The 20,399-nt window shown below is 36.5% G+C and carries 19 protein-coding genes; 12 read left to right on the top strand and 7 right to left on the bottom strand.

Annotation, left to right across the window (positions count from 1 at the left end):
* Positions 1–474 carry an Rrf2 family transcriptional regulator gene (locus tag ACS125_RS12690; RefSeq protein WP_004792640.1) on the bottom strand — a complete coding sequence of 158 codons (474 nt, stop codon included), beginning with the start codon at positions 472–474 and terminating at the stop codon, positions 1–3.
* A gap of 109 nt (positions 475–583) precedes the next feature.
* Positions 584–1,231 carry a hypothetical protein gene (locus ACS125_RS12695; RefSeq protein ID WP_443272457.1) on the bottom strand — a complete coding sequence of 216 codons (648 nt, stop codon included), beginning with the start codon at positions 1,229–1,231 and terminating at the stop codon, positions 584–586.
* Positions 1,232–1,439: 208 nt separating this feature from the next.
* Between ACS125_RS12695 and ACS125_RS12700 the strand changes: the two genes are divergently transcribed.
* The 3 genes from ACS125_RS12700 (at position 1,440) to ACS125_RS12710 (ending at position 4,333) form a co-directional block, all read left to right on the top strand.
* Positions 1,440–1,895 carry a phasin family protein gene (locus ACS125_RS12700; protein ID WP_004792635.1) on the top strand — a complete coding sequence of 152 codons (456 nt, stop codon included), beginning with the start codon at positions 1,440–1,442 and terminating at the stop codon, positions 1,893–1,895.
* A 168-nt stretch (positions 1,896–2,063) separates the two neighbouring features.
* Positions 2,064–2,336, top strand: a complete 273-nt coding sequence (locus ACS125_RS12705; RefSeq protein WP_001043034.1) for an HU family DNA-binding protein — start codon at positions 2,064–2,066, stop codon at positions 2,334–2,336.
* 131 nt (positions 2,337–2,467) lie between these two features.
* Positions 2,468–4,333 (top strand): SurA N-terminal domain-containing protein, encoded by a 1,866-nt coding sequence (locus ACS125_RS12710; RefSeq protein WP_443272461.1) that lies wholly within the window; start codon positions 2,468–2,470, stop codon positions 4,331–4,333.
* Positions 4,334–4,381: 48 nt separating this feature from the next.
* Here the strand turns inward: ACS125_RS12710 and ACS125_RS12715 are convergent, their stop codons facing one another.
* A complete protein-coding gene (locus ACS125_RS12715; protein ID WP_416202045.1) occupies positions 4,382–5,326 on the bottom strand; it encodes an AraC family transcriptional regulator in 945 nt (314 codons plus the stop codon).
* 189 nt (positions 5,327–5,515) lie between these two features.
* On the opposite strand from ACS125_RS12715, the gene ACS125_RS12720 reads away from it, so the two are divergent.
* Positions 5,516–6,739: an alkane 1-monooxygenase gene (locus ACS125_RS12720; RefSeq protein WP_004792629.1), complete on the top strand. Its 1,224-nt coding sequence runs from the start codon at positions 5,516–5,518 to the stop codon at positions 6,737–6,739.
* Positions 6,740–6,847: 108 nt separating this feature from the next.
* Here ACS125_RS12720 and ACS125_RS12725 read toward each other — a convergent pair whose 3' ends face one another.
* The 4 genes from ACS125_RS12725 to ACS125_RS12740 all read right to left on the bottom strand — a co-directional run bounded on the left by ACS125_RS12725 (position 6,848) and on the right by ACS125_RS12740 (position 11,499).
* On the bottom strand, positions 6,848–8,053 hold the full coding sequence (locus tag ACS125_RS12725; protein WP_004792627.1) for an acyl-CoA dehydrogenase family protein: 1,206 nt from the start codon (positions 8,051–8,053) through the stop codon (positions 6,848–6,850).
* A 23-nt stretch (positions 8,054–8,076) separates the two neighbouring features.
* The gene (locus ACS125_RS12730; protein WP_171065167.1) at positions 8,077–9,360 is read right to left on the bottom strand and encodes an acyl-CoA dehydrogenase family protein; all 1,284 of its coding nucleotides are present in this window, start codon (positions 9,358–9,360) and stop codon (positions 8,077–8,079) included.
* 229 nt (positions 9,361–9,589) lie between these two features.
* A complete protein-coding gene (locus ACS125_RS12735; protein WP_004792624.1) occupies positions 9,590–10,963 on the bottom strand; it encodes an ABC1 kinase family protein in 1,374 nt (457 codons plus the stop codon).
* A 233-nt stretch (positions 10,964–11,196) separates the two neighbouring features.
* Positions 11,197–11,499 (bottom strand): hypothetical protein, encoded by a 303-nt coding sequence (locus ACS125_RS12740; RefSeq protein ID WP_440202552.1) that lies wholly within the window; start codon positions 11,497–11,499, stop codon positions 11,197–11,199.
* A 190-nt stretch (positions 11,500–11,689) separates the two neighbouring features.
* Here ACS125_RS12740 and ybaK point away from each other — a divergent pair, with 190 nt between their 5' ends.
* From ybaK to ACS125_RS12780, 8 genes are all read left to right on the top strand, one after another.
* The gene (gene ybaK / locus ACS125_RS12745) at positions 11,690–12,157 is read left to right on the top strand and encodes a Cys-tRNA(Pro) deacylase (RefSeq protein ID WP_267530283.1); all 468 of its coding nucleotides are present in this window, start codon (positions 11,690–11,692) and stop codon (positions 12,155–12,157) included.
* Between the two features lie 641 nt (positions 12,158–12,798).
* Positions 12,799–14,946, top strand: a complete 2,148-nt coding sequence (gene mtlD, locus ACS125_RS12750) for a bifunctional mannitol-1-phosphate dehydrogenase/phosphatase (RefSeq protein WP_443272466.1) — start codon at positions 12,799–12,801, stop codon at positions 14,944–14,946.
* Between the two features lie 105 nt (positions 14,947–15,051).
* Positions 15,052–15,678 carry a 2'-5' RNA ligase family protein gene (locus ACS125_RS12755; RefSeq protein WP_443273973.1) on the top strand — a complete coding sequence of 209 codons (627 nt, stop codon included), beginning with the start codon at positions 15,052–15,054 and terminating at the stop codon, positions 15,676–15,678.
* Positions 15,666–16,184, top strand: a complete 519-nt coding sequence (cobU, locus tag ACS125_RS12760; RefSeq protein ID WP_443272469.1) for a bifunctional adenosylcobinamide kinase/adenosylcobinamide-phosphate guanylyltransferase — start codon at positions 15,666–15,668, stop codon at positions 16,182–16,184. The genes ACS125_RS12755 and cobU overlap by 13 nt, the downstream gene beginning before the upstream one ends.
* Before the next feature lies 1 nt (position 16,185).
* On the top strand, positions 16,186–17,241 hold the full coding sequence (cobT, locus tag ACS125_RS12765; RefSeq protein ID WP_443272472.1) for a nicotinate-nucleotide--dimethylbenzimidazole phosphoribosyltransferase: 1,056 nt from the start codon (positions 16,186–16,188) through the stop codon (positions 17,239–17,241).
* Positions 17,234–17,833: a histidine phosphatase family protein gene (locus tag ACS125_RS12770; RefSeq protein ID WP_443272474.1), complete on the top strand. Its 600-nt coding sequence runs from the start codon at positions 17,234–17,236 to the stop codon at positions 17,831–17,833. Before cobT ends, ACS125_RS12770 begins: the two co-directional genes overlap by 8 nt.
* 124 nt (positions 17,834–17,957) lie before the next feature.
* On the top strand, positions 17,958–19,526 hold the full coding sequence (locus tag ACS125_RS12775; RefSeq protein WP_443272476.1) for a histidine-type phosphatase: 1,569 nt from the start codon (positions 17,958–17,960) through the stop codon (positions 19,524–19,526).
* A gap of 106 nt (positions 19,527–19,632) precedes the next feature.
* Positions 19,633–20,376 (top strand): adenosylcobinamide-GDP ribazoletransferase, encoded by a 744-nt coding sequence (locus ACS125_RS12780; RefSeq protein WP_443272478.1) that lies wholly within the window; start codon positions 19,633–19,635, stop codon positions 20,374–20,376.
* The last annotated feature ends 23 nt before the right edge of the window (positions 20,377–20,399 follow it).

Consider the following 20,399-nt stretch of genomic DNA (forward strand, 5'->3'; position numbering starts at 1 on the left):
TCAAATACCTGTACCCGATAAAAGAGCTGAATCTATGCCAGTCACATTTTGGCGTAATGCAACAGTTTGAACGTTGTCTCGGCTAATGAGGTCGGCAAGAGAGATTTTTGCTAAATAGTCGGCAATATGATGAGAGAGTTCTTGCCATAAATCGTGTGTGAGACACATTGCACCATTTTGGCAGTTACCTTTATGGTCGCAACGAGTTGCATCAACAGTTTCATTTACAGCTTCAATAATTTCTAACACAGTAATTTCATCAGCATTTCGAGCCAAATGATAACCACCATTTGCACCACGAACACTAGAAACTAACCCATGACGCTTAAGTTTTGCGAATAACTGTTCTAAATAAGCAACTGAAATGGATTGGCGAGCTGCAATTTCGGCGAGCGTGATCGTTTGTTCAGTTGGCTGCAAAGCTAAATCAAGTAGAGCAGTCACTGCGTAGCGACCGCGAGTTGTAAGGCGCATGATTCGATACACATGTTAAGACTAGATAATAGGATTTTATGAATCCCGACTAAAATAGTCAAGTTTTTTTATTTTTAATTCAAGTGCAGGAACAAAATGGAAAAATAATTTAAGCAACCCACAAATTATATATGAAATAAACAATAAATATCAGGCTAATTATACCAAAGGAGAAGTTAATATTACGTTGACGCTTCTGTAAGCGAGTAATTCGATTTTGATATTGTTTAATTTCCACATGAAGTGAATTGATTTCTGATCGTTGTTGATCAATTTTTTCAAGCAATGGGGCAATTCTTTTGCGTGAAGCAAGGGCTTCAGCTTCATCATCAGGTGTATTAAACCATTGCTTCCAGTCTGCTAAAAGTTTAGGCAGAGTAAGGTGTGAAATTAAGTCTAATAACTCTTTTTTAGTTTCTTCATTACCATCAATGCGCATATTTTTAAGACTGCGCTGGTTTGAAAAAGCGAAAATCTTAATTAAATCGATAAGTGTACTATTGATTTCAAGATCAATACGTCGGTCAAAAGAATGGATATCGAACAACAAACCCTTTTCTGTAAATTGAACATAAAAGTCAAAAAAAGGTAGGTAGCTATTGATACGAATAGTCGTTTTGTTTGAAATAAACTTTTTCGCTTGCAAGCGAAGAACACCATCGTGGGTGAGAATAAATGAAAAGAAAGTTTCTAAAATAATTAGAACGATATTCAGCAACAGACGGGGATGTTTTTGTCTTTGTTGCGTTTCACTCATAAAAGTTTATCCTTACAAATAGCAGTTAACCGAAGAATGGAACATCCTATCCCAAACTTAACACAATGTCGTGTTAAATATATTTACATGACTTAATTGCTTTGTAGAACAGTTTTGTAAATGGATCAAGTCTTTACTTTGATATTATAGAAATATTTTGTGGTCAAATCAGTCATCATCTCTCTCATCTGATTAGGAGTTTAGATTAATGGATAATGCAAATATAGATACGCAGACAGAAGAGTCAGAAGAAAAAAATAAATTAAAATCAAGAGGTTCAAGAAAGTCAGCTTTGGATTTTAGAAAGTATACCAAGCAAATTTGGCTAGCTGGACTAGGAGCTTTTTCACGCGCAGAAGAAGAGGGCAACAAACTCTTTGATTCTTTAGTCAAAGTTGGTGAAGAACTAGAGTCAAAAACTGGAGACTTAGCAGATAACACTGTAGGCAAAGTTACAGAAAAAGCAAAAGAATCTGTATCTGAAACAAAAGATAAAGTAGAGAAAATTCTTGATACCAGTGTGAACCATTCTTTAAACCGGATTGGATTGGTCACTCCGAAGGATTTACAGCACATTGAACAGCTCTTGGTACAGCTTCATATTAAGGTGGATGCTTTAATAGAAGAAAACCAGCAATTGAAAGAAAAATTGAATAAAAAGTAAAAAATGTTGGGATTTAGCAAATATATAACAGTTTTTTAGCATTTATTTTCGCTAAAAGCCCTGCTCTAGTATTGCGTTTTCCCCCAAAGCATTGCTATAAAGGCGTCATGGCCTTTTAAACTATAGCCTTGGACCTTAAACAAACGATATTAAGAGGATGTTTTATTCATGAATAAATCAGAATTAATCGATGCAATTGCTGAAAAAGGGGGAGTATCTAAGACTGATGCAGGCAAGGCACTCGATGCGACAATTGCGTCAATTACTGAAGCACTTAAAAAAGGTGACACAGTAACTTTAGTTGGTTTTGGTACTTTCAGTGTTAAAGAACGTGCTGCACGCACTGGTCGTAACCCTAAAACTGGTGAAGAGCTTCAAATTAAAGCAACAAAAGTACCTAGCTTCAAAGCTGGTAAAGGTCTTAAAGATTCAGTAGCTTAATCTTTTAAGATGATTAAACGCGCCAATATAGGCGCGTTTTTTATTAAAAATCTGAATTGACCAATATTGCTCATTCATTGATTGTGGTTTTTCAGTTAAAATTCTCCTCGAAATAAAATATTGGAATACTTATGGAATCGTTTCGTACAGTCATTAAGGGTTGGCTCGGCAAAGTCCTTCTAATTTTGTTTTTGACCCCTTTAGCACTTGTAGGTATTGAAGGATATTTTAATAGGGGAAACAAGGCTGATGTTGCAAAAACAGTAAATGGCCAAGAAATATCTAAAAAAGACCTTGAAACTTTAACTCAGTCTTACAAAGAACAATATTTAGCTGCTGTTAAAGGCGATGAGAGTCTACTTAATTTGCCTGTTATTCAGGCTAAGGCACTCGATATTTTAGTGTCGCGTAATTTACTAATTCAACAAGCTGAAAAATTAGGTATCTCACTTAGTGATACTCAAATTGAGCAAATGTTAGCTCAACAGCCTAGTTTGCAAGAGAATGGACAGTTCTCGCAAAAACTCTATGAAAATTACTTACGTTCTATTGGTATGACAAGTCAGGGCTTAATTGCTAGTCTTCGTCAAGATCATGCTTTAAAAATGCTAACGTCAACTTTTTCTGATTACTCTTTAGTAAGTAAAGTTGATTTAATGCAAATTGCGAATTTGCAAACTGAACAACGTACATTACATTTGGCTAGTATTAAATTAGATGGTTATAAAATTGGTTTAACTGCCTCTAATCAAGAAGCTACAGATTATTACAACAAACACCAAAATGAGTTTAAACAACAATCTTCTGTTGATGTGGATTATGTGGTTGTGTCGCCATCACTAATGGCTAAACCAGCTCCTGCAACTGAAGCTGAACTTCAACAAGCGTATAGCAAGTTTGTTGAAACTCAGAAAAAAGATTCTAAACGTACTGTGAAGCATATTTTAATTACTACAGATGCTCGTGATGATGCAGCAGCTCAAAAACTTGCTAAAGAAGTATATGCGAAAATTCAAGGCGGTCTTACATTTGCACAAGCTGCATCTCAGTTCTCTGAAGATCCAAGTTCGAAAGCAAAAGGTGGTTTAGTTGAAGCATATGCACCAGGGGTTTTTTCCGATGCATTTGATAAAACTGTAGTGAGCTTGAAAAATGGACAGATTTCTCAACCAGTAAAAACTCAATATGGCTATCATATTATTGAGGCAGAAACTCAAGCTAATCAAATCCCTTCATTCGAAGCTGAGAAGGCGCGTTTAACTGCTGAGGTTGAAAAGAATAAAGTTGCGACTGTTTATTCAGATACTGTAAACAGTTTAAATGAAACGATTGTTGGTAATGATTCTTTAGAAGCAGTTGTACAAGAAGTAAAAGGTACAAAAGTTGAATCATTAAATGGCGTAACTTTAGCTACACAAAATCCATATTTAAGTGATCCAAACGTTAAAATTAAATTGTTTAATGATGACGTGAAAAATGGTGACCGTAATGCATCATCTAATATTCAGTTAGCGAATGGTGATACGGTATGGGTTAAAGTACGTGATTATCATGCTGCTGGTGTAAAACCTTTAGCACAGGCGATGAATGAAGCGAAAGCAAAAGTTATCGACGAAAAAGCACGTAAAGCTGTTCAAGCTAAAATTGCTACAATGCTAGCTGAATTTAAAACTCAACCGGCAGATCAAGTAGTTGCTAAGAATAAAGTAGCATTTGAATCGGCTGGCGTATTTAGTCGTTCACAAGGATTAAAGCGTGAAATTGAGCGTGCAGCATTTAGTGCAGCTACACCTAAGCCAGGTATGTGGTCTGTTACGACAGCAAATTTACCAAATGAGCTAGTTGTTGTTGCAGTTTCAAATGTAAATTCATCGGCTGCGAATGCTATACCTGCTGATCAGTTACAGCAGTTAAAGCAACTTTATCGTCAGTCACGTGGTCAACAAATATTGGAAGATTACAGTCAATATTTAAAATCACATGCGAAAATTAAATAATAATTTGATTCAATAAAAAAAGCGCCTCGGCGCTTTTTTTATTGGCAGTTAATCTAAGCTGTGCCCAATATATTGCTGTCTATATTGTTTAGGAGATAAATCAAAAATTCGCTTAAATGCCTGACTAAATGCGGTTTCGGATGAATAGCCAACCTTATTTGATATTTGCTGAATTGATAAATTACTTGTGCGTAAATACTGACTGGCTAAACGGAAACGATAATGCTGTAAATAAGTTAGAGGTGGTTCACCAATAATACTGCTAAACAAATTTGCAAATTTAGAACGTGACATACAACATTGTTCAGCTAAAGATTCAACTGTCCATGTAACTTCTGGCTGGCTATGAATAGCAGATAGTGCATTGCTTAGTTCAGGATGAGTTAAAGCACTTAACCAGTTTTGTTGATCTGTCATTTGTTGAATATGATCACGAATGCATTCAATGAGCAAAATACTGACTAGATGATCAATAATTTTGTCGTGACCTGGCCTGATTTTTTGAGTTTCAATTGCTAGAAAATAAAGCCCAATTTGTAGCCATTCGGGTGGAGTGGTTTGATTTTCATGCTGAATATGCATGATGGACGGGAGGGCATTAATGAGTGGCCCAGCCATATGAGTATCGATTTGGCAGCGTAAAGATAGCAATAATGTATTATTTGGAGATGAAGTACCAAATTCGATGGCATCTTGTCTATGACCATTAAAAAGTGACGTTATATCTAAAGAATCTACCAACTTACTCGCTGTTGATTTTGAGTCAGTCGCACTATGTGCTTTCCCCGAAGGAATCAAAATAATATCGCCAGCAGTCGCAGTTATTTTTTCTGAAGTGTTAAGTTGAATATATACAGAACCAGTTAAAACAATATAAGCAAGTAAAGCAGATTGATCTTGTGTTTTAAAAGCCCATTCTCCTTGCGCTTTTAAATAGATGTATTCAGACTTATTCAGGTGAATATCATCAAAAAATTTACTTAGTGCATCCATATTTAAATGATCAATCATTATTTTAATAAAATTATAGTGAGCTATAAGAATAGATCAACATGTGTTTTTAGGACAGAAAAGTGGAAGAAAATGCCAAAGACTTTAACATAGGTTTTTTGGACGGTTACTACTGTTAACTAAACACTATTTCTTTAACTATATAGACATATAGAAAAAGGAAATATAGCTATGAATGCACCAGTAAATGTTCAGCAAGAACTTATGCCAGTGCCTGCGTCTATGCGTGAAATAGATCGCAAACGCTTTTTATGGATGATTAGTCCTGCTTTACCTGCTATCGGTTTGGGTATTTTAGCTGGTTATCAGTTTGGTCCACGTCCTTTGAAGAAAGTCTTCGCATTAGGTGGTCCACTTTTATTACATGTCGTGATTCCTGCAATTGATACTATTATTGGGAAAGATGCTCGAAATCCGACAGATGAAGAAATTAAGCTTTTAGAAAAAGATCCATATTATTCACGTCTTGTGAAGAGCTTTATTCCTCTACAGTATGCTGCAAATGTTTATGCATGTTATTTAACAAGTCGTAAAACAACATCTTTTATTGATAAGATTTTACTTGGTATTTCAATGGGTGCAATCAATGGTATTGCGATTAATACAGCCCATGAGTTAAGTCATAAGCATGATCGTATAGACCATATTTTGTCTCATCTTGCTTTAGTTCCAACTGGCTATAATCATTTCCGTATTGAGCATCCTTACGGTCATCATAAGCGTGCAGCAACACCAGAAGATCCAGCTTCATCTCGTATGGGTGAAACATTCTATGAGTTCTGGCCACGTACTGTTGTTGGTTCTTTTAAGTCTGCAATAGAAATTGAAAAAAATCGTTTAAAACGTAAAGGTAAAGAATTCTGGTCTTCAGATAATGAGCTATTACAAGGCTGGGGAATGACTGCTGCTTTTCATGGTTCTATGGTTGGAATATTTGGCAAAAGCACAATTCCATATTTAGCAACACAAGCATTTTATGGCATTAGTCTTTTTGAAATTATTAACTATATTGAGCATTATGGTTTATTACGTCAGAAAAAAGAAAATGGTCAATATGAACGTACAATGCCAGAGCATAGCTGGAACAACAATAACGTAGTAACAAACTTGTTCTTGTACCAGTTGCAGCGTCATTCAGACCATCATGCGTATCCGACTCGTCCATTCCAAGCATTACGTCATTTTGACGAGGCACCTGAGCTACCAAGCGGTTATGCAAGTATGTTATTACCGGCATTAATCCCTTCATTGTGGTTTAAAATAATGGATAAGCGAGTTTTTGATCATTATAAAGGTGATTTAAATAAAGCAAATATTTCGTCAAAAAGACGTGCAAAAATCTTTAAGAAATTTGGTGTAGTTGATAAAGCGTTAGACAGCACAACTGCCGAATAAATAAAAATGTAAATTCCTGAAATACGAAGCCCTCTAGTTTAATCGCTAGAGGGCTTTTAAGTTTTTACATAAACAGCTAATAAAAGAAGGGAAAATTTCCCTTAATTATTATTTTAGTTCGCTAGAAGATTTACCCAGTTCTCTGCGGGCAATGATCAATTGCTGGATTTGCTGAGTACCTTCAAAAATATCAAGAATTTTCGAATCACGTGCCCATTTTTCCAGTAACTCATCTTCGTTATAGCCAACACTTGCTGCCAATTCGACACATTTTAAAGTGATCTCATTACCCACACGACCTGCTTTGGCTTTTGCAATAGAAGCTTCCTTAGAGTTTGGTTTTTTGTTATCTGCCATCCACGTGGCTTTTAACATAAGTAGGCGAGCAGCTTCCCACTCAGCTTCCATACGGTAGATTTGTGCTGCAAGGTTAGAAGTATGTAGGTAGGGGGTAGAGTAATCAGGATCGAGTTGATCTTTAAAAATCTCTTTAATACGTTCTAGTGAAGCTTTAGCACAACCGATTGCCATTGCTGCAACTAAAGGCCGAGTATTATCAAAAGTTTCCATTACTCCAGCAAAACCTTTAGCGACGTCTACTTCGGCATTACCTAAAAGGTTTTCGGCTGGTACGCGGCAATCAATAAAACTAATCACTGCCGTATCTGAAGCCTTAATTCCTAATTTATGTTCGAGGCGTTCAACTCTCATTCCTGGCGTACCTTTTGGTACCACAAATGATTTAATCGCTGCACGTCCAAGTTTGCGATCAAGCGTGGCCCAAACGACGACAGAATCTGCACGTTCGCCAGAGGTCACAAAAATCTTTTCACCATTTAAAATATAGTCATTGCCATCTTTGGTTGCAGTGGTGCGGATCGCAGCAGAGTCAGAACCGCATCCTGGCTCAGTAATGGCCATTGCTGCCCATGTTCCGTTGAACCGTTCTAATTGCTCATCATTTGCGACAGCAGCAATTGCTGAGTTCCCAAGCCCCTGACGTGGCATACTCAGTAATAAGCCAGTATCGCCATAACACATCTCAATAATTCCAAGAGCGGTCGACATGTTGGTTCCGTTACGAACACCTTCATTGTCTGTATCACCGCGCTTTCCAGCACCTGCTGCTCCAGCATTAATACCTTCGCCACCTTCATTCATGCCATCAATCAGAGAAGCGAGCATATCGAGCTCTTTGGGATACGCATGCTCAGCTTTATCATATTTACGAGAAATAGGACGTAAAACATTGATCGCAACATCATGTGCTTGATCAATCATCATCTTGAATTTTTTAGGATTTTGTAAATTCATTAAAGTATCCTCTGATTGATCATTTAAGCATGTAAGCCAGATTGTAAAATTGCAGTAGCGCGTAGATCACGGTACCAGCGTTCAACAGGATGTTCTTTTGTGAAACCATGTCCACCAAGAATTTGCACTCCATCTGTACCGATTTTCATGGATTTTTCAGCACAAAGTAGTTGGGCTAGATAAGCTTCGCGGTGAAATGGCTTGCCTGACTCTGCAAGACTTGCCGCATTTAAAATCAACATACGCATTGCATCAATTTCGATTGCCATATCTGCAATCATGAAAGCTACACTTTGGCGATGAGAAATTGGTTCACCGAATGCAGTTCGTTCATTGGCATATTTAATACAATAAGCTTTAACAGCTTCACATGTACCTACGGCCATTGCACACCACATTAAGTTACCCAAATCTAAAAAAGCAGTGTAATCAAAGTCTGTTGCACCTAAGCGTAGAGCAGGAGTGTGATTAAAGCGAAGAGTTGCAGTTTCTGTGGCTTTAAGACCCATGGCCGGAGTGTTTTTAATTGAAATTGTGTCACCGCATTGCACGGCAAATACGTCTGGCTTGCCGTTAAAGTCTGCACTTACTAAAAATACGTCAGCTAAATCACCTAAAATTACTAATGTTTTTTCACCATCAATAAAAAACTGATCATTTTCAAGTGATGCTTTTGTTTTTAAAGCATAAGGATTAAATGCTGGAGTTGCCTCTTGAACTGCAAAGGTTGCTGTAATGTCTGAGTCTTCTGCAAAACATGGTAGGTACATTGACTGAACTTCAGTAGAACCCCAACGTGTAATTGCATTAATGACGCTAAATGTACTGAGTAATCCTGCTGTAAGGCTAAAATCACCTTCAGCGAGTTTTTCAGCTATTAATAGATTACTTACAATATTTTGTTCGGCCGCGACACCACCTAATGCCTCTGGGAGTGCATAGTAGTTAAGACCTAGATCCTCAACATATTGCCAAAGACTTTCAGGAAACTGAGCTGCCTGATCAGCATCATGAGCCAACCCCAATAAGACTTCTTGAGCAAATTGAGACATTGCCTCAGAAGTCATTTGTTGTTCTTCGGTTAGACTTAAATCAAATAGATTTTTTTGTTGGCGAGGTAATCGCTGTTGGGAGATCTGTTTTGGTTTAAATGCTTTTTGAGTCTGGCTTAATGCTTTAAAACCAGCTTTTGAACCTTGATAAAGAGATTTTTCAACAAATTTACGCAACTTGAGTTGATCAAGTACATCGCTTCCAGCCAATCTGGTGATCAGCGATAAACCCAAACCCTGAGCTTTATTGATCATACTTGTCATAATTATGGTGTCCTAACACGTTGTTATTGTTTTATGCTGACACGCCTCATATTAAAAAACTATGTCGTTACTGACATTCAAAAAATGAGTAGATAAATGGCAAATAGAAAATAATAAAATTATAAGTGTTTGATTTTATTTATTTAAAATTATTTAATTGTTGGGTGGGTTGAGAGGTATTGACTAGAATGACATGGAATCATTCTAGTCCTTTATTAAATTAAGCAAAGTTACGAATCATACGTCGCACATTTGTTTTTGCATCAATAACTGTCATAAACGTATAGGCCCCAATAAACTTACGGCTAATAAACATAAATTCTTTTGGAGGAATCGAGAAATAACGTGATGCCATTGATTTACTTGCTTGCTGCATAACACGGCTATGTAACTGGCTTTTCTTCCAGTCATAACGTTCATGTTCATCCATAAGGCCAGCAGGCATATCTGGATTATTTGCAGGGGTACTAAATGCTTCTGTCGCGATTAAAAAGACATCGGCCATGCCTGGTTTAATACTTTCAGGCATTGCATCAAAAAATTCATATCCAGTCATGGCTTCCACCATCGCATTTTTATCATGCTGATAACCTGCCTGAATGAGTTGACGTGCAACTGCTAACAAATGTTCATCAAACTGACGGATAGCACCAAAATCTAATAACACAATTTTGTCCTGAACGTCTTGGCCATTACCCAAACGAACAAGGTAATTACCAAAGTTAGGGTCAGTCTGCATTTCACCCCATTCAAAAATTTCACGAACTGCAATTTCAAGTGAAGCTTCGCCGAGCTGATTACGACGCTCTTGAGGCAAAGACAACATCACAGGGCTATTGATTGGAACACCACGTTCAAAAGTCATGCAAAGTACTTGATTGGTACAGTATTCATCTACAATTGTCGGAACAATATAACGCTCGTCATCTTTTAAGCGTTCACCGAAGCGACGGGTAGTGGCAGCTTCAACATCGTAGTCAACTTCGCGATGCATCATTTCACGTACTTCATCAAACCACTGATCAAATTCACGGGTTTGAGGCACCATACGTGTCAGTTTAAGCATGTTTTTAAACAAGCTCATATCTGAGTCAATTGCATTTGCAACGCCAGGATATTGGATTTTTAAGACTAATTCTAAGCCGTCTGATTTGCGGGTTGCACGATGTACTTGTGCGAGAGAGGCAGTACCAATTGGTTCATGATCAATCGTTAAATCATTTAACTTCGCGCCCAATTGCTCCTGTAGATGTGGCTTAATTGCAGGCCAATCTAAGGCAACAGTTTGGTTATTTAGGGTATTTAAAGCTTGAGTAATCTCTTCTGGTAAAAAGTGTTCACCATAAAGAGCCATCATTTGACCAATTTTAACAATAGAACCCTTAAGTTTACCTATTTCAGAAACCAGATAGTTAGCTTGTTCGCTCATCGCTTTTTTGCGTTTCTTTTCTTTTTCTTCTTCATTAGAAAATAAAGAAGAAGCACTTGCAGTTGCCCAACGCGTTCCTGCAAGTAAAGAAGCTTTCGCGATTGATAAGCGTCGATCCATGGAAGAAGTTTTTAAACTCTTAAGCTTATCTTTCTGATTTGACATGAAAATAGAATCCTATGCGCATCATGCAGCCAAACGCTGGTGATCTAAAATTGTAACGAATATTACATGTTTTGAGCGTATTAAAATAGTTCTCTCAGACTGAATGATAGGCCGATATGGTCATCTTTCTTCCATTAATCCTTAAATAGCCTAAGCAATTTAAAAATTTAAGAAATTAAAACAATTCAGATAAGTAAAACTAAGATAAAACAGATCTTTGATAACAAAATGGATTACATTTTAAATTGAATCTTTAATTCAGATTTCTGCATCAAATGCAGGCGATTGGTCTGAATATGTTGCAATAACATTTGTTTGACTGAATCATGCATAAAACCAAGTGCATGAGCTTTTACAATAATGATGCTAGGAAGGGTATAAAAGAAGTACTTAACATCATCAAAGGTTGCATTATTAAAAATACCTTGTTCAATTAACGTCTGCTGCAAAAATTGCTTTTCATTTAATACAGAATCTGATGATTCATCCCAAAAACGGTGACGCATTGCCATCAGATTGTTGTGTTTATAACTCATAAAATTGTCAGCTCAGACTTCAAATCTAAATAAAATATATGGAGTCGAGCAACGAATATCAAGTCGAGATTATTTTTTCTTCAGTTGCTGTTTGAATTTTTATGTAACTCTTGTAAATAGCCTAAGTAAATTTTAAATTTTTTCTAAAAAAACTATAATCGAAATAATTTTATCTATAACACCATATACCATGACTCCTGCATGTAGATTGTTAAAAAGTAATAAAATCGAATTTTCTATTCATGAATATGAACATGATTCAAATGCCAAAAGTTTTGGATTAGAAGCAGCCGAAAAATTAGATTTAGATGTAAACAAAGTATTTAAAACTCTAATGGTAAGTGACGATAAAAATTATTTCGTTGCTGTCTTACCAGTTAATCATCAATTAAATTTAAAAAAAGTAGCTACGGCGTTTGGATGTAAAAAATTACAGATGGCTAATCCTAAAGATGCCGAACGTTTAACAGGATATTTAGTAGGTGGGATTAGTCCTTTAGGCCAAAAGAAACGATTAAAAACTGTCATTGATGCATCAGCTCAAAACTTTAACAAAATTTATGTAAGTGGTGGAAAAAGAGGGCTTGATATTGGTTTAAATCCAAAAGATTTAGCTCAGCTTTTAAATGCCCAATTTGTTGATGTACTTGATCAATAATAATGGTTTAGAAGTGTAGCTTAAGAATTAATCGTTTTCTAACTACATTTAGAAAATACTTTATTGAGGGCTATTACTTGTTGCAGATCTTTTTTCAAAAAGGAGAGAAGCACAAATAACGAAGAAAAAGCTTGAACTATCAAATGAAAATGATTATCATTATTAATAGTAGCGATATAGCCATTTCTAATAAGGAGCAAAGACATTGGTCGTAATATCAATCTTATATTCTATTCGTTCATGCTAATTTTCTTATGAATTTTAGAGTTATACCAGAAGCACCAACAATAAGAATAGAGAAAGGTGAGTTGATTTCTGGTATGTGACACCTGCGAGACATTATAAAAATATGCGGGTTCAAGTAGCGGTAAACGGAACTAAGAAAAATAAATACTATCAGCGCAACAAAAAGAATAAACCAAGAGCGGCAAGCGAGGATGGCTTGCCGTTCTTGCATCTACAGTTAGCTTCATACTTATTTATATTGTTCAACCTTTTTAGAGTATTAACGCTAATCAGTAACAGATCTCTTATATTTTTGATTAAAAAATGACCACTAATGTTTCATTTATTAATATCCCGCCTTTTTAACCAATTTTTGTATACCCTGAATAAAACATGATCAAAAAAGAGGAAAAAGCGTGCTTATTTTTCATGGAAAACCTGTTCATGGAGCAATTTTTGATATGGATGGGACAATGTTTGATACTGAGAGGTTGCGATTTCAAACATTGCAACAAGCATCTCAAGAACTCATTGGACAGGAATTTTCTCACGAATATTTAATGCAATGTTTAGGTTTAAGTGCAACTACTGCTGAGCAATTGGCTCAACGTTTATATGGCGTAAATGTTCCCTATAAAGAAATTCGAAAAAAAGCTGATGAGATGGAACTCGAATATATTCGAAAACACGGCGTACCGATTAAAAAAGGTTTAGTTCAAGTTTTAGAACGTTTACGAAAATCTGGCTTAAGAATGGCTGTTGCGACTTCAAGCCGTAGGGCAATTGCTGAAGAATATTTGATTAATGCCAATGTTTATAAATTTTTTGATGTGATTACCTGTGGTGATGAAGTAGAGCAAGGAAAGCCGCATCCAGAAATCTTTTTAAAAGCTGCTAGTCAACTTCACTTAGACGCTAATCAGTGTCTTATGTTTGAAGATTCTGAAAATGGTTTAACCTCGGCTCACACTTCAAAAGGTTTAACAATTTTATTAAAAGATATTAAAGAGCCAAATGATGAAATGCTGGAAAAAGTGCATTTTTATTATGATCAGATGTATGACTTCTTAACAGATCTCGACCAATTTATTCCTGTTATGGATATGCCTGAGATACAGGAACCTTTTCCACAAAGCTTGAATCAACTGACAGTTGGGATACACGGTTTTGGTGCTATCGGTGGGGGGTATATAGCGCAAATCTTGTCACATTGGGATGGATACACAAAACCAAAGAGAATTATTGCTTCTACACGAAATAGTCTTTTTCGAGAAGCTGTGAATGCATTTGGAACTTATAGTATTCGCTATGGGCAATTTTCTTATGATGAACGTATTGAGAATATGACCATTGTTGATTCTGAAAATGAACAACAAATGTTAGAGATGTATACTCATTCCAGTTTGATTGCACTTTGTTTACCTGAGCAAGCGATTGAAGCTGAATCAAAAATAATTGCAAAAGGATTATATGCGCGTTTTAACTCGTCACTTGAAACATGTATTGAACCGTTAACTTTTCTAATTATTTTAAATAAAGTTGGTGCGAAATATTTGGTTATGAAGCATCTTAGAGAAGCTCTATTAGAGTTGACCAATGATGAAGATGTAACCGAGCATATTTTAAAAGAACATTATTTTTGCGACACCGTTGTAAACCGCATGGTTTCAAAGCTATCTAATCAGAATTTATATCGTCAACTTCGTATTAAGCATCACTTTCTTGAACAGCATTTATCTGATGCGGAGCATGAAGAACATGTTGAAATTGAAGATTGTAATAAACTGACCCAAGACCAGCAAAATCAGGCATCTTTATATGTTGATAACATGCGTCGTAATTTCCAGCCTGGTCATATATTACAAAGCATGGATCTAATTCTGTTTCATAGTGAAACGGATATGCCAATTTATGTAGAAAAGGGTAGTCCTTTACTCGAAAAGTTACGTCAAGTTGTCTTAGTTAATCAGATTACAGACATTCAATTAATCAAAAACCGTTTATGGAACGGCGTGCATGCCATGCTTGCTTGGTACGCATCTTTACTAGGATATGAATCTATTGGTGTTGCCATGGGTGATCATTCAGTTAAAGCATTTGCAGAAAACTTAATTAGAGAAGTAAAGCAAGGGCTTGCAATTGTATTACCTAACTATGCAAAAGATTTGGATCGCATGGCACAGAGCTTTCTAGACTCATGTGAATATGCTTTTAAAGATCCGTGTCAGCGTGTGGCAAGAGATCCACTTCGCAAATTAACTCATAATGAAAGAGTAATTGCATCAATTGAAGTGAATATAGGTCATGATTTGCCTTATAAAAACCTATTAAAAGGCGCTGCGCTAGGGTATGCCTATGCAATTCAATATTTAGAAATTGAAGAGGCTGATGCGATTAAACATTTACAACAGCAAATTCAGAAATTGGATATGAGTACTTCCCAAAAAAGACAACTTGAAGTTGAGTTAACGCAATTAGTTCAATATTTATTTTCTGAACAAGGCAAACAGCCTTTAAACATGAATATTACCAACTCCAAAAGTACGCGTACTCAGTATGCTTAAGTTCGTTTAAATAATTAATATTCTACAACTGAAAGGCAAACATGCTTTAATACGGAAATTGAATGATTTTGAATTAAAGCTGTGCTGCTAAAACCTTCGACGTTCATGGTGCCAACATCTATACGGGATTATCCCGAATGGCATCTTGGGCGCCAAAATTATGCTTTATGGTATTTAGAAATTAATGATCAAAAAATAGTTGATTATTTAGATGCCTTGCGCGCGCATTTCTCAGAATTCTTATTAGAACCCAATAGCCGTCAATATCATATCACGCTGTTTATATGTGGATTTTTAACCCACGAAACTAGAATGTATAGTGATGACTTTAGTTTGAGTGAGTTGGAGCAGCAAAGGGAAATTTTAAGAAAAGAAGATTTTGCCCCGTTTCATTTAAAAATTGGTTTAGTCGATAGTTTTAGTAGTGCTTTATTTGTAGAAATCCAAGATACAGAGAATATCTTACCTCAAATACGCCAAAAGTTAGGTTTAATTTCTCATGAAATTGCCGCTTTAAAATATTGTCCGCATATTACATTGGGGTTGTATAAAAAAGACTATAGTAGTGATTTGATTTTACATAAAATTTCCCAATTACCTGTACAATACAAACACGTTGAATTTGACCTTAAAGTCGAGCATTTAACGTTTGGTTGTTATCAAGCTCAAACTTTACAAGGTAAGTTATATCCGTCTCAGCATTTGTTCTTAGGTGATTCATGTTGCAACTGATTTTGGGTGGAGCCCGTTCTGGCAAAAGCCGACTGGCTGAACAAACAGCAATAAATATGCAATTAGCGGTGACTTATGTTGCTACGGCGCAAGCGCTTGACCCAGAAATGCAAAGTCGAATTGAACATCATCAAAATCAGCGTCCTGCTCACTGGTCTTTGGTTGAAGAACCCTTATTGTTAGCAAAAACTTTGCAGAAAATTGATCGACCTAATCAAATTATTTTGGTGGATTGTTTAACACTTTGGCTAACCAATTTGTTAGTTTTAGATGATCAAAGTATTCAACAATTTGAGTGTGAGCAGCTGTTAAAAGTTTTACCTACGCTTGAGTCAGAAATTATTGTAGTAAGTAATGAAACGGGTTTAGGTGTTGTGCCACTCGGTGAGATCAGTCGACGGTTTGTCGATGAAGCAGGCAGACTACATCAAGCTCTAGGGCAAATTGCAGATAAGGTTGTGTTTTGTGTGGCTGGTTTTCCAATGATTTTAAAAGGTGAGAAGTAAAATGAACTGGTGGTTAGAATCTGTACAGCAACCTAATGTGGACACAAAACAACAAGCTGAGCAACACCAACTCCAACTCACTAAACCTACTGGTGCTTTAGGTGATTTAGAACTAATAGCAATTAAGCTTGCCAGTTTGCAGTCAAATGCACATCCACAAATTAATCATCCATGGATCACCATTTTTGCGGGCGATCATGGCGTGGTTGAAGAAAATATTTCTGCATATCCTCAAGCCGTCACTCGTCAAATGCTGCAAAACTTCACGACTGGTGGCGCAGCAATTAGTGTAATTGCCAAATATCATCAAGCTCATTTGCAAGTGATTGACTGTGGCACAGTGGGCGAAGTTTACGAATACGCAGGTGTTGAGCGTCATTGTGTTCGTGCTGGCACAGCAAATTTTGCCAAACAAGCAGCAATGAATGCTGATGAATGTCGTGCTGCTTTAGAGTTGGGAAAAAAGAGTGTAGATACAGCTAAAGCCGACGGCGCAGATATTTATATTGCTGGTGAAATGGGAATTGGAAATACCTGTTCTGCTTCTGCCTTAGCATGTCTTTTATTAAATGATACTGCTGAGCAATTAACTGGAGTGGGTACAGGAATTGGTGCCGATCAGTTAAGACATAAAATTGAAGTAATTGAACAAGCAATCGAGCTTCATCATAAACATGTTACTGGTGATGCGTTCAAAACATTGTGTGCAGTTGGTGGATTGGAAATTGCGGCAATTGTAGGTGCTTATATTCGATGTGCGCAGATTGGCTTACCTATCATTGTGGATGGCTTTATTAGTTCGGTCGCTGCTTTATGCGCGATACGAATGAATCCTAAAGTACGTGACTGGATGTTATTTGGCCATCAATCGGCAGAATATGGCCACCAACGTATTTTACAAGAACTCAATGCTGACCCGATTTTAAAAATGAATTTGCGGTTAGGTGAAGGGAGTGGGGCAGGTACTGCTTTGTCATTAGTTAAAATGGCATGTGTGTTACACAACCAAATGGCTACCTTTGCTCAAGCTGCCGTAAGCGGAGATAAAATTGGGTAAATTCAGAATTGATTTGCTCAGACATGGTGAGAGTCAATATAGCCATACTTTACGTGGGCATTTGGATGATGAGTTAACGGAAAAAGGTTGGCAGCAAATGCAGTCAACCATTGAGCAAGTTACAAATCAGTCATGGGATGTCATTGTAAGTTCCTCATTAAAACGTTGTGCTTGTTTTGCTGAGAAACTTGCAAAGATAACTCAGCTACCTTTACTTTTAAGCCATGACTTAAAAGAAATGTATTTTGGTGAGTGGGAAGGCGTCTCAACTCAGAAGATTTATGAAACTTCACCAGAATTACTGGCAAATTTTTGGCAAAAACCGAGCCAATATTGTCCACCACGCGCAGAAACATTAATGCAGTTTCAAACAAGGGTTCTTAAAGGTTTTCAGGAACTACTTGTACAGATGCAAAACCAAAACTGGCAACATGCATTGGTTGTTACCCACGGTGGTGTGATTAAGCTATTAGCTTGTTTAGCTAAGCAACAACCTTTAGATGATTTGCTAAAAATGCCAGCAGAGCTTGGGAAATTATATTCATTCGAATTTTCTGAAACAGATGATCAATTAAACTTTATGTTGATATAGCCTTTTTATATTTCTATACATATGTAAGTTATTATTTTTATAAAGATATTTGAGTGTTTGTAATAGAACTGTCATTGCTAAAAATTAAGCTATTGGCATTTCTTATTAATCACTCATCTGACTTATGAATATTTTATTTAAAACGACTGTACTCGCAGCATCATTATTACTTGCAGCTTGTAACAATAATGATGATCAAGACATTCAAACAACTGCTCCAACAAACTCATCAAAATATTATCAAACAAAAACACCTTACCAACCACAACAAGAAATAAAAAACTATGAACAAGCACCCACTGGGTTCCAGCCAGTTTTTACAGAGTTAGTGGCACGTCACGGTTCAAGAGGTCTCTCAAGTCTGAAATATGATTTGGCACTTTATAATTTATGGAAACAGGCAAAAGCAGAAAATGCCTTAACACCATTAGGTGAACAATTGGGTGCAGATTTAGAAGTAATGATGAAAGCCAATATCTTATTAGGCTATGGCGTGGAAGGAATCCGCCAGTACGGTTATGGAAATGAAACCATGATTGGTATCTTAGAACACCGTGGCATTGCAGATCGTTTATTACAACGCTTACCAACTCTTTTAAATTCTCAAGCCTCTATATTGGTACAGAGTTCTGGGGTAGATCGTGCGGTTGATAGTGCTAAATTCTTCGCGGCTGAACTCATTCAACAACAACCGCAACTTAAAGATAAAATTGTGCCAACGTCTTATACCAGTTTATCGAGTGCAAGCGTTCCAAGTGTTGAAGATAGTGGTGTTGATCGTTTTAAACTCTATTTTCATAGTTTGAATGCAGATGAAGATTTAACTCAGCCATTGAGTCCTAATCAACAAAAAATTTATGATGCTAGTCAGGCCTATCAGGATTTTGAAGAAAATAATAAAGATTTAGCCCAAAAGTTAGATGAGTTATCAAAAAATACAGCAGCTGAAAAAATGGCCGAAACAGTGCTTAATCCGATTTTTAAAGCAGACTTTATTAAAAAACTGGGTACAACAGGTTATAACTTTAGTAATACCGGATCCTTTACGGTAACTTCACCAAAAGGCGAACAAATTACAGAAAAGGGTAAGGGGAAAAATACCATTGCTAGTGCAGTAGATGCCGCGGCTTATATTTATGAGCTTTATTCTATTTCTGGTGGTATGAAAGATGAGTTAAAAGGTGTTTATTTTGATAAATATATGCCTTTAGACGCCGCAAAATTTTATGCTGAATTTAATGATGCAAACGATTTTTACGAAAAGGGTCCGAGTTTTACAGAGTCAAATCAAGTCACAAGTGAAATTGCTCAAGGGCTTAAACAGGACCTGTTCCAACAAGTTGACGCCGTGGTGAATAAAGCTCAGCCTTACAAAGCCGTTTTACGGTTTGCCCATGCTGAAATTATTATTCCTTTGGCAACTAGCCTAGATTTACATAATATGATGCAGCCTTTACCACTACGTCAGACTTATAATTACTCAACAAGCGCATGGCGCGGTGGACTAGTTTCACCTATGGCGGCAAATGTCCAATGGGATATTTACCAAAATAGCCAAGGCAATACTTTGGTAAAAATGCTTTATAACGAAAAAGAAACTTTGTTTAAATCTACATGTAACTATGCACGTTACACACCAACCAGTTTTTACTACGACTACATCAAATTGAAACAGTGCTATCAAATGCAATAGATTTCCAGTTTTTGAAGTCTTTAAGGGGAATAGGGATTGCTATTCCCATTTTTATTTCTTCATAATTCAATTTGCTTTTAAATATAGATCAGTTAGAGACTTGGATATGAAACCTTTTTGGATTGCATTGCAATTTTTAACTGTTCTGCCTATTGAGCTAAAGACAATGCCGACGGCGCAACAAAATGGTCGAGCTATTTTGTTTTATCCACTGGTTGGATTGATTATTGGTGGCATTCTTTTTCTTATCTCGTGTCTTTTAGTTAAATTACCCGTACTTTTGCTTGCTACCATCATCATGACTTTATGGATTTGGCTGACAGGAGGATTACATTTAGACGGGCTAGCTGATACGGCAGATGCATGGGTCGGCGGTTTTGGGGACAAACTACGTACTTTACAAATTATGAAGGATCCAAGTTGTGGTCCAATTGGCGTGCTAAGTTTACTTATTATTTGTTTGCTCAAGTTTGTACTGATTTATGTGTTGATTGAACAACATCAAACGTTATTTTTAGTCTTTGTTCCCGTACTAGGTCGTGTTGTGCCATCTATTTTGTTTTTAACTACACCATATGTCCGTGAAAAAGGTTTAGGTCGTTCGTTAACTGACCATTTACCTAAAACGGCTTCTTGGATAATAGTTGGGTTCGTTCTGCTATTGGCTTTATATTGGGAATGGCAAGGGCTTATTGCCATCATTGGTTTTTTAATTGGCCTTGTTTATTTAAGGCATCTGTTTATTAAAAGAATTGGCGGTATTACAGGTGATACAGTCGGGGCAGCAATTGAGCTTAGCGAAACCGTGCTACTTTTTGCTTTTGTGGTGAGTTATTTTTATTTAGTTTGATGTTGAATTCCGACAAAGAAAAA

This window comes from Acinetobacter sp. PFS20 (assembly GCF_052261015.1).
In the GTDB taxonomy this organism is placed as follows: Bacteria; Pseudomonadota; Gammaproteobacteria; order Pseudomonadales; family Moraxellaceae; genus Acinetobacter.

Coding starts and splice junctions, on each gene's coding strand:
- ACS125_RS12690 (WP_004792640.1), bottom strand. CDS start 474: ATGCGCCTTACAACTCGCGGTCGCTACGCAGTGACTGCTCTACTTGAT.
- ACS125_RS12695 (WP_443272457.1), bottom strand. CDS start 1,231: ATGAGTGAAACGCAACAAAGACAAAAACATCCCCGTCTGTTGCTGAAT.
- ACS125_RS12700 (WP_004792635.1), top strand. CDS start 1,440: ATGGATAATGCAAATATAGATACGCAGACAGAAGAGTCAGAAGAAAAA.
- ACS125_RS12705 (WP_001043034.1), top strand. CDS start 2,064: ATGAATAAATCAGAATTAATCGATGCAATTGCTGAAAAAGGGGGAGTA.
- ACS125_RS12710 (WP_443272461.1), top strand. CDS start 2,468: ATGGAATCGTTTCGTACAGTCATTAAGGGTTGGCTCGGCAAAGTCCTT.
- ACS125_RS12715 (WP_416202045.1), bottom strand. CDS start 5,326: ATGGATGCACTAAGTAAATTTTTTGATGATATTCACCTGAATAAGTCT.
- ACS125_RS12720 (WP_004792629.1), top strand. CDS start 5,516: ATGAATGCACCAGTAAATGTTCAGCAAGAACTTATGCCAGTGCCTGCG.
- ACS125_RS12725 (WP_004792627.1), bottom strand. CDS start 8,053: ATGAATTTACAAAATCCTAAAAAATTCAAGATGATGATTGATCAAGCA.
- ACS125_RS12730 (WP_171065167.1), bottom strand. CDS start 9,360: ATGATCAATAAAGCTCAGGGTTTGGGTTTATCGCTGATCACCAGATTG.
- ACS125_RS12735 (WP_004792624.1), bottom strand. CDS start 10,963: ATGTCAAATCAGAAAGATAAGCTTAAGAGTTTAAAAACTTCTTCCATG.
- ACS125_RS12740 (WP_440202552.1), bottom strand. CDS start 11,499: ATGAGTTATAAACACAACAATCTGATGGCAATGCGTCACCGTTTTTGG.
- ybaK (WP_267530283.1), top strand. CDS start 11,690: ATGACTCCTGCATGTAGATTGTTAAAAAGTAATAAAATCGAATTTTCT.
- ACS125_RS12755 (WP_443273973.1), top strand. CDS start 15,052: ATGGTGCCAACATCTATACGGGATTATCCCGAATGGCATCTTGGGCGC.
- cobU (WP_443272469.1), top strand. CDS start 15,666: ATGTTGCAACTGATTTTGGGTGGAGCCCGTTCTGGCAAAAGCCGACTG.
- cobT (WP_443272472.1), top strand. CDS start 16,186: ATGAACTGGTGGTTAGAATCTGTACAGCAACCTAATGTGGACACAAAA.
- ACS125_RS12775 (WP_443272476.1), top strand. CDS start 17,958: ATGAATATTTTATTTAAAACGACTGTACTCGCAGCATCATTATTACTT.
- ACS125_RS12780 (WP_443272478.1), top strand. CDS start 19,633: ATGAAACCTTTTTGGATTGCATTGCAATTTTTAACTGTTCTGCCTATT.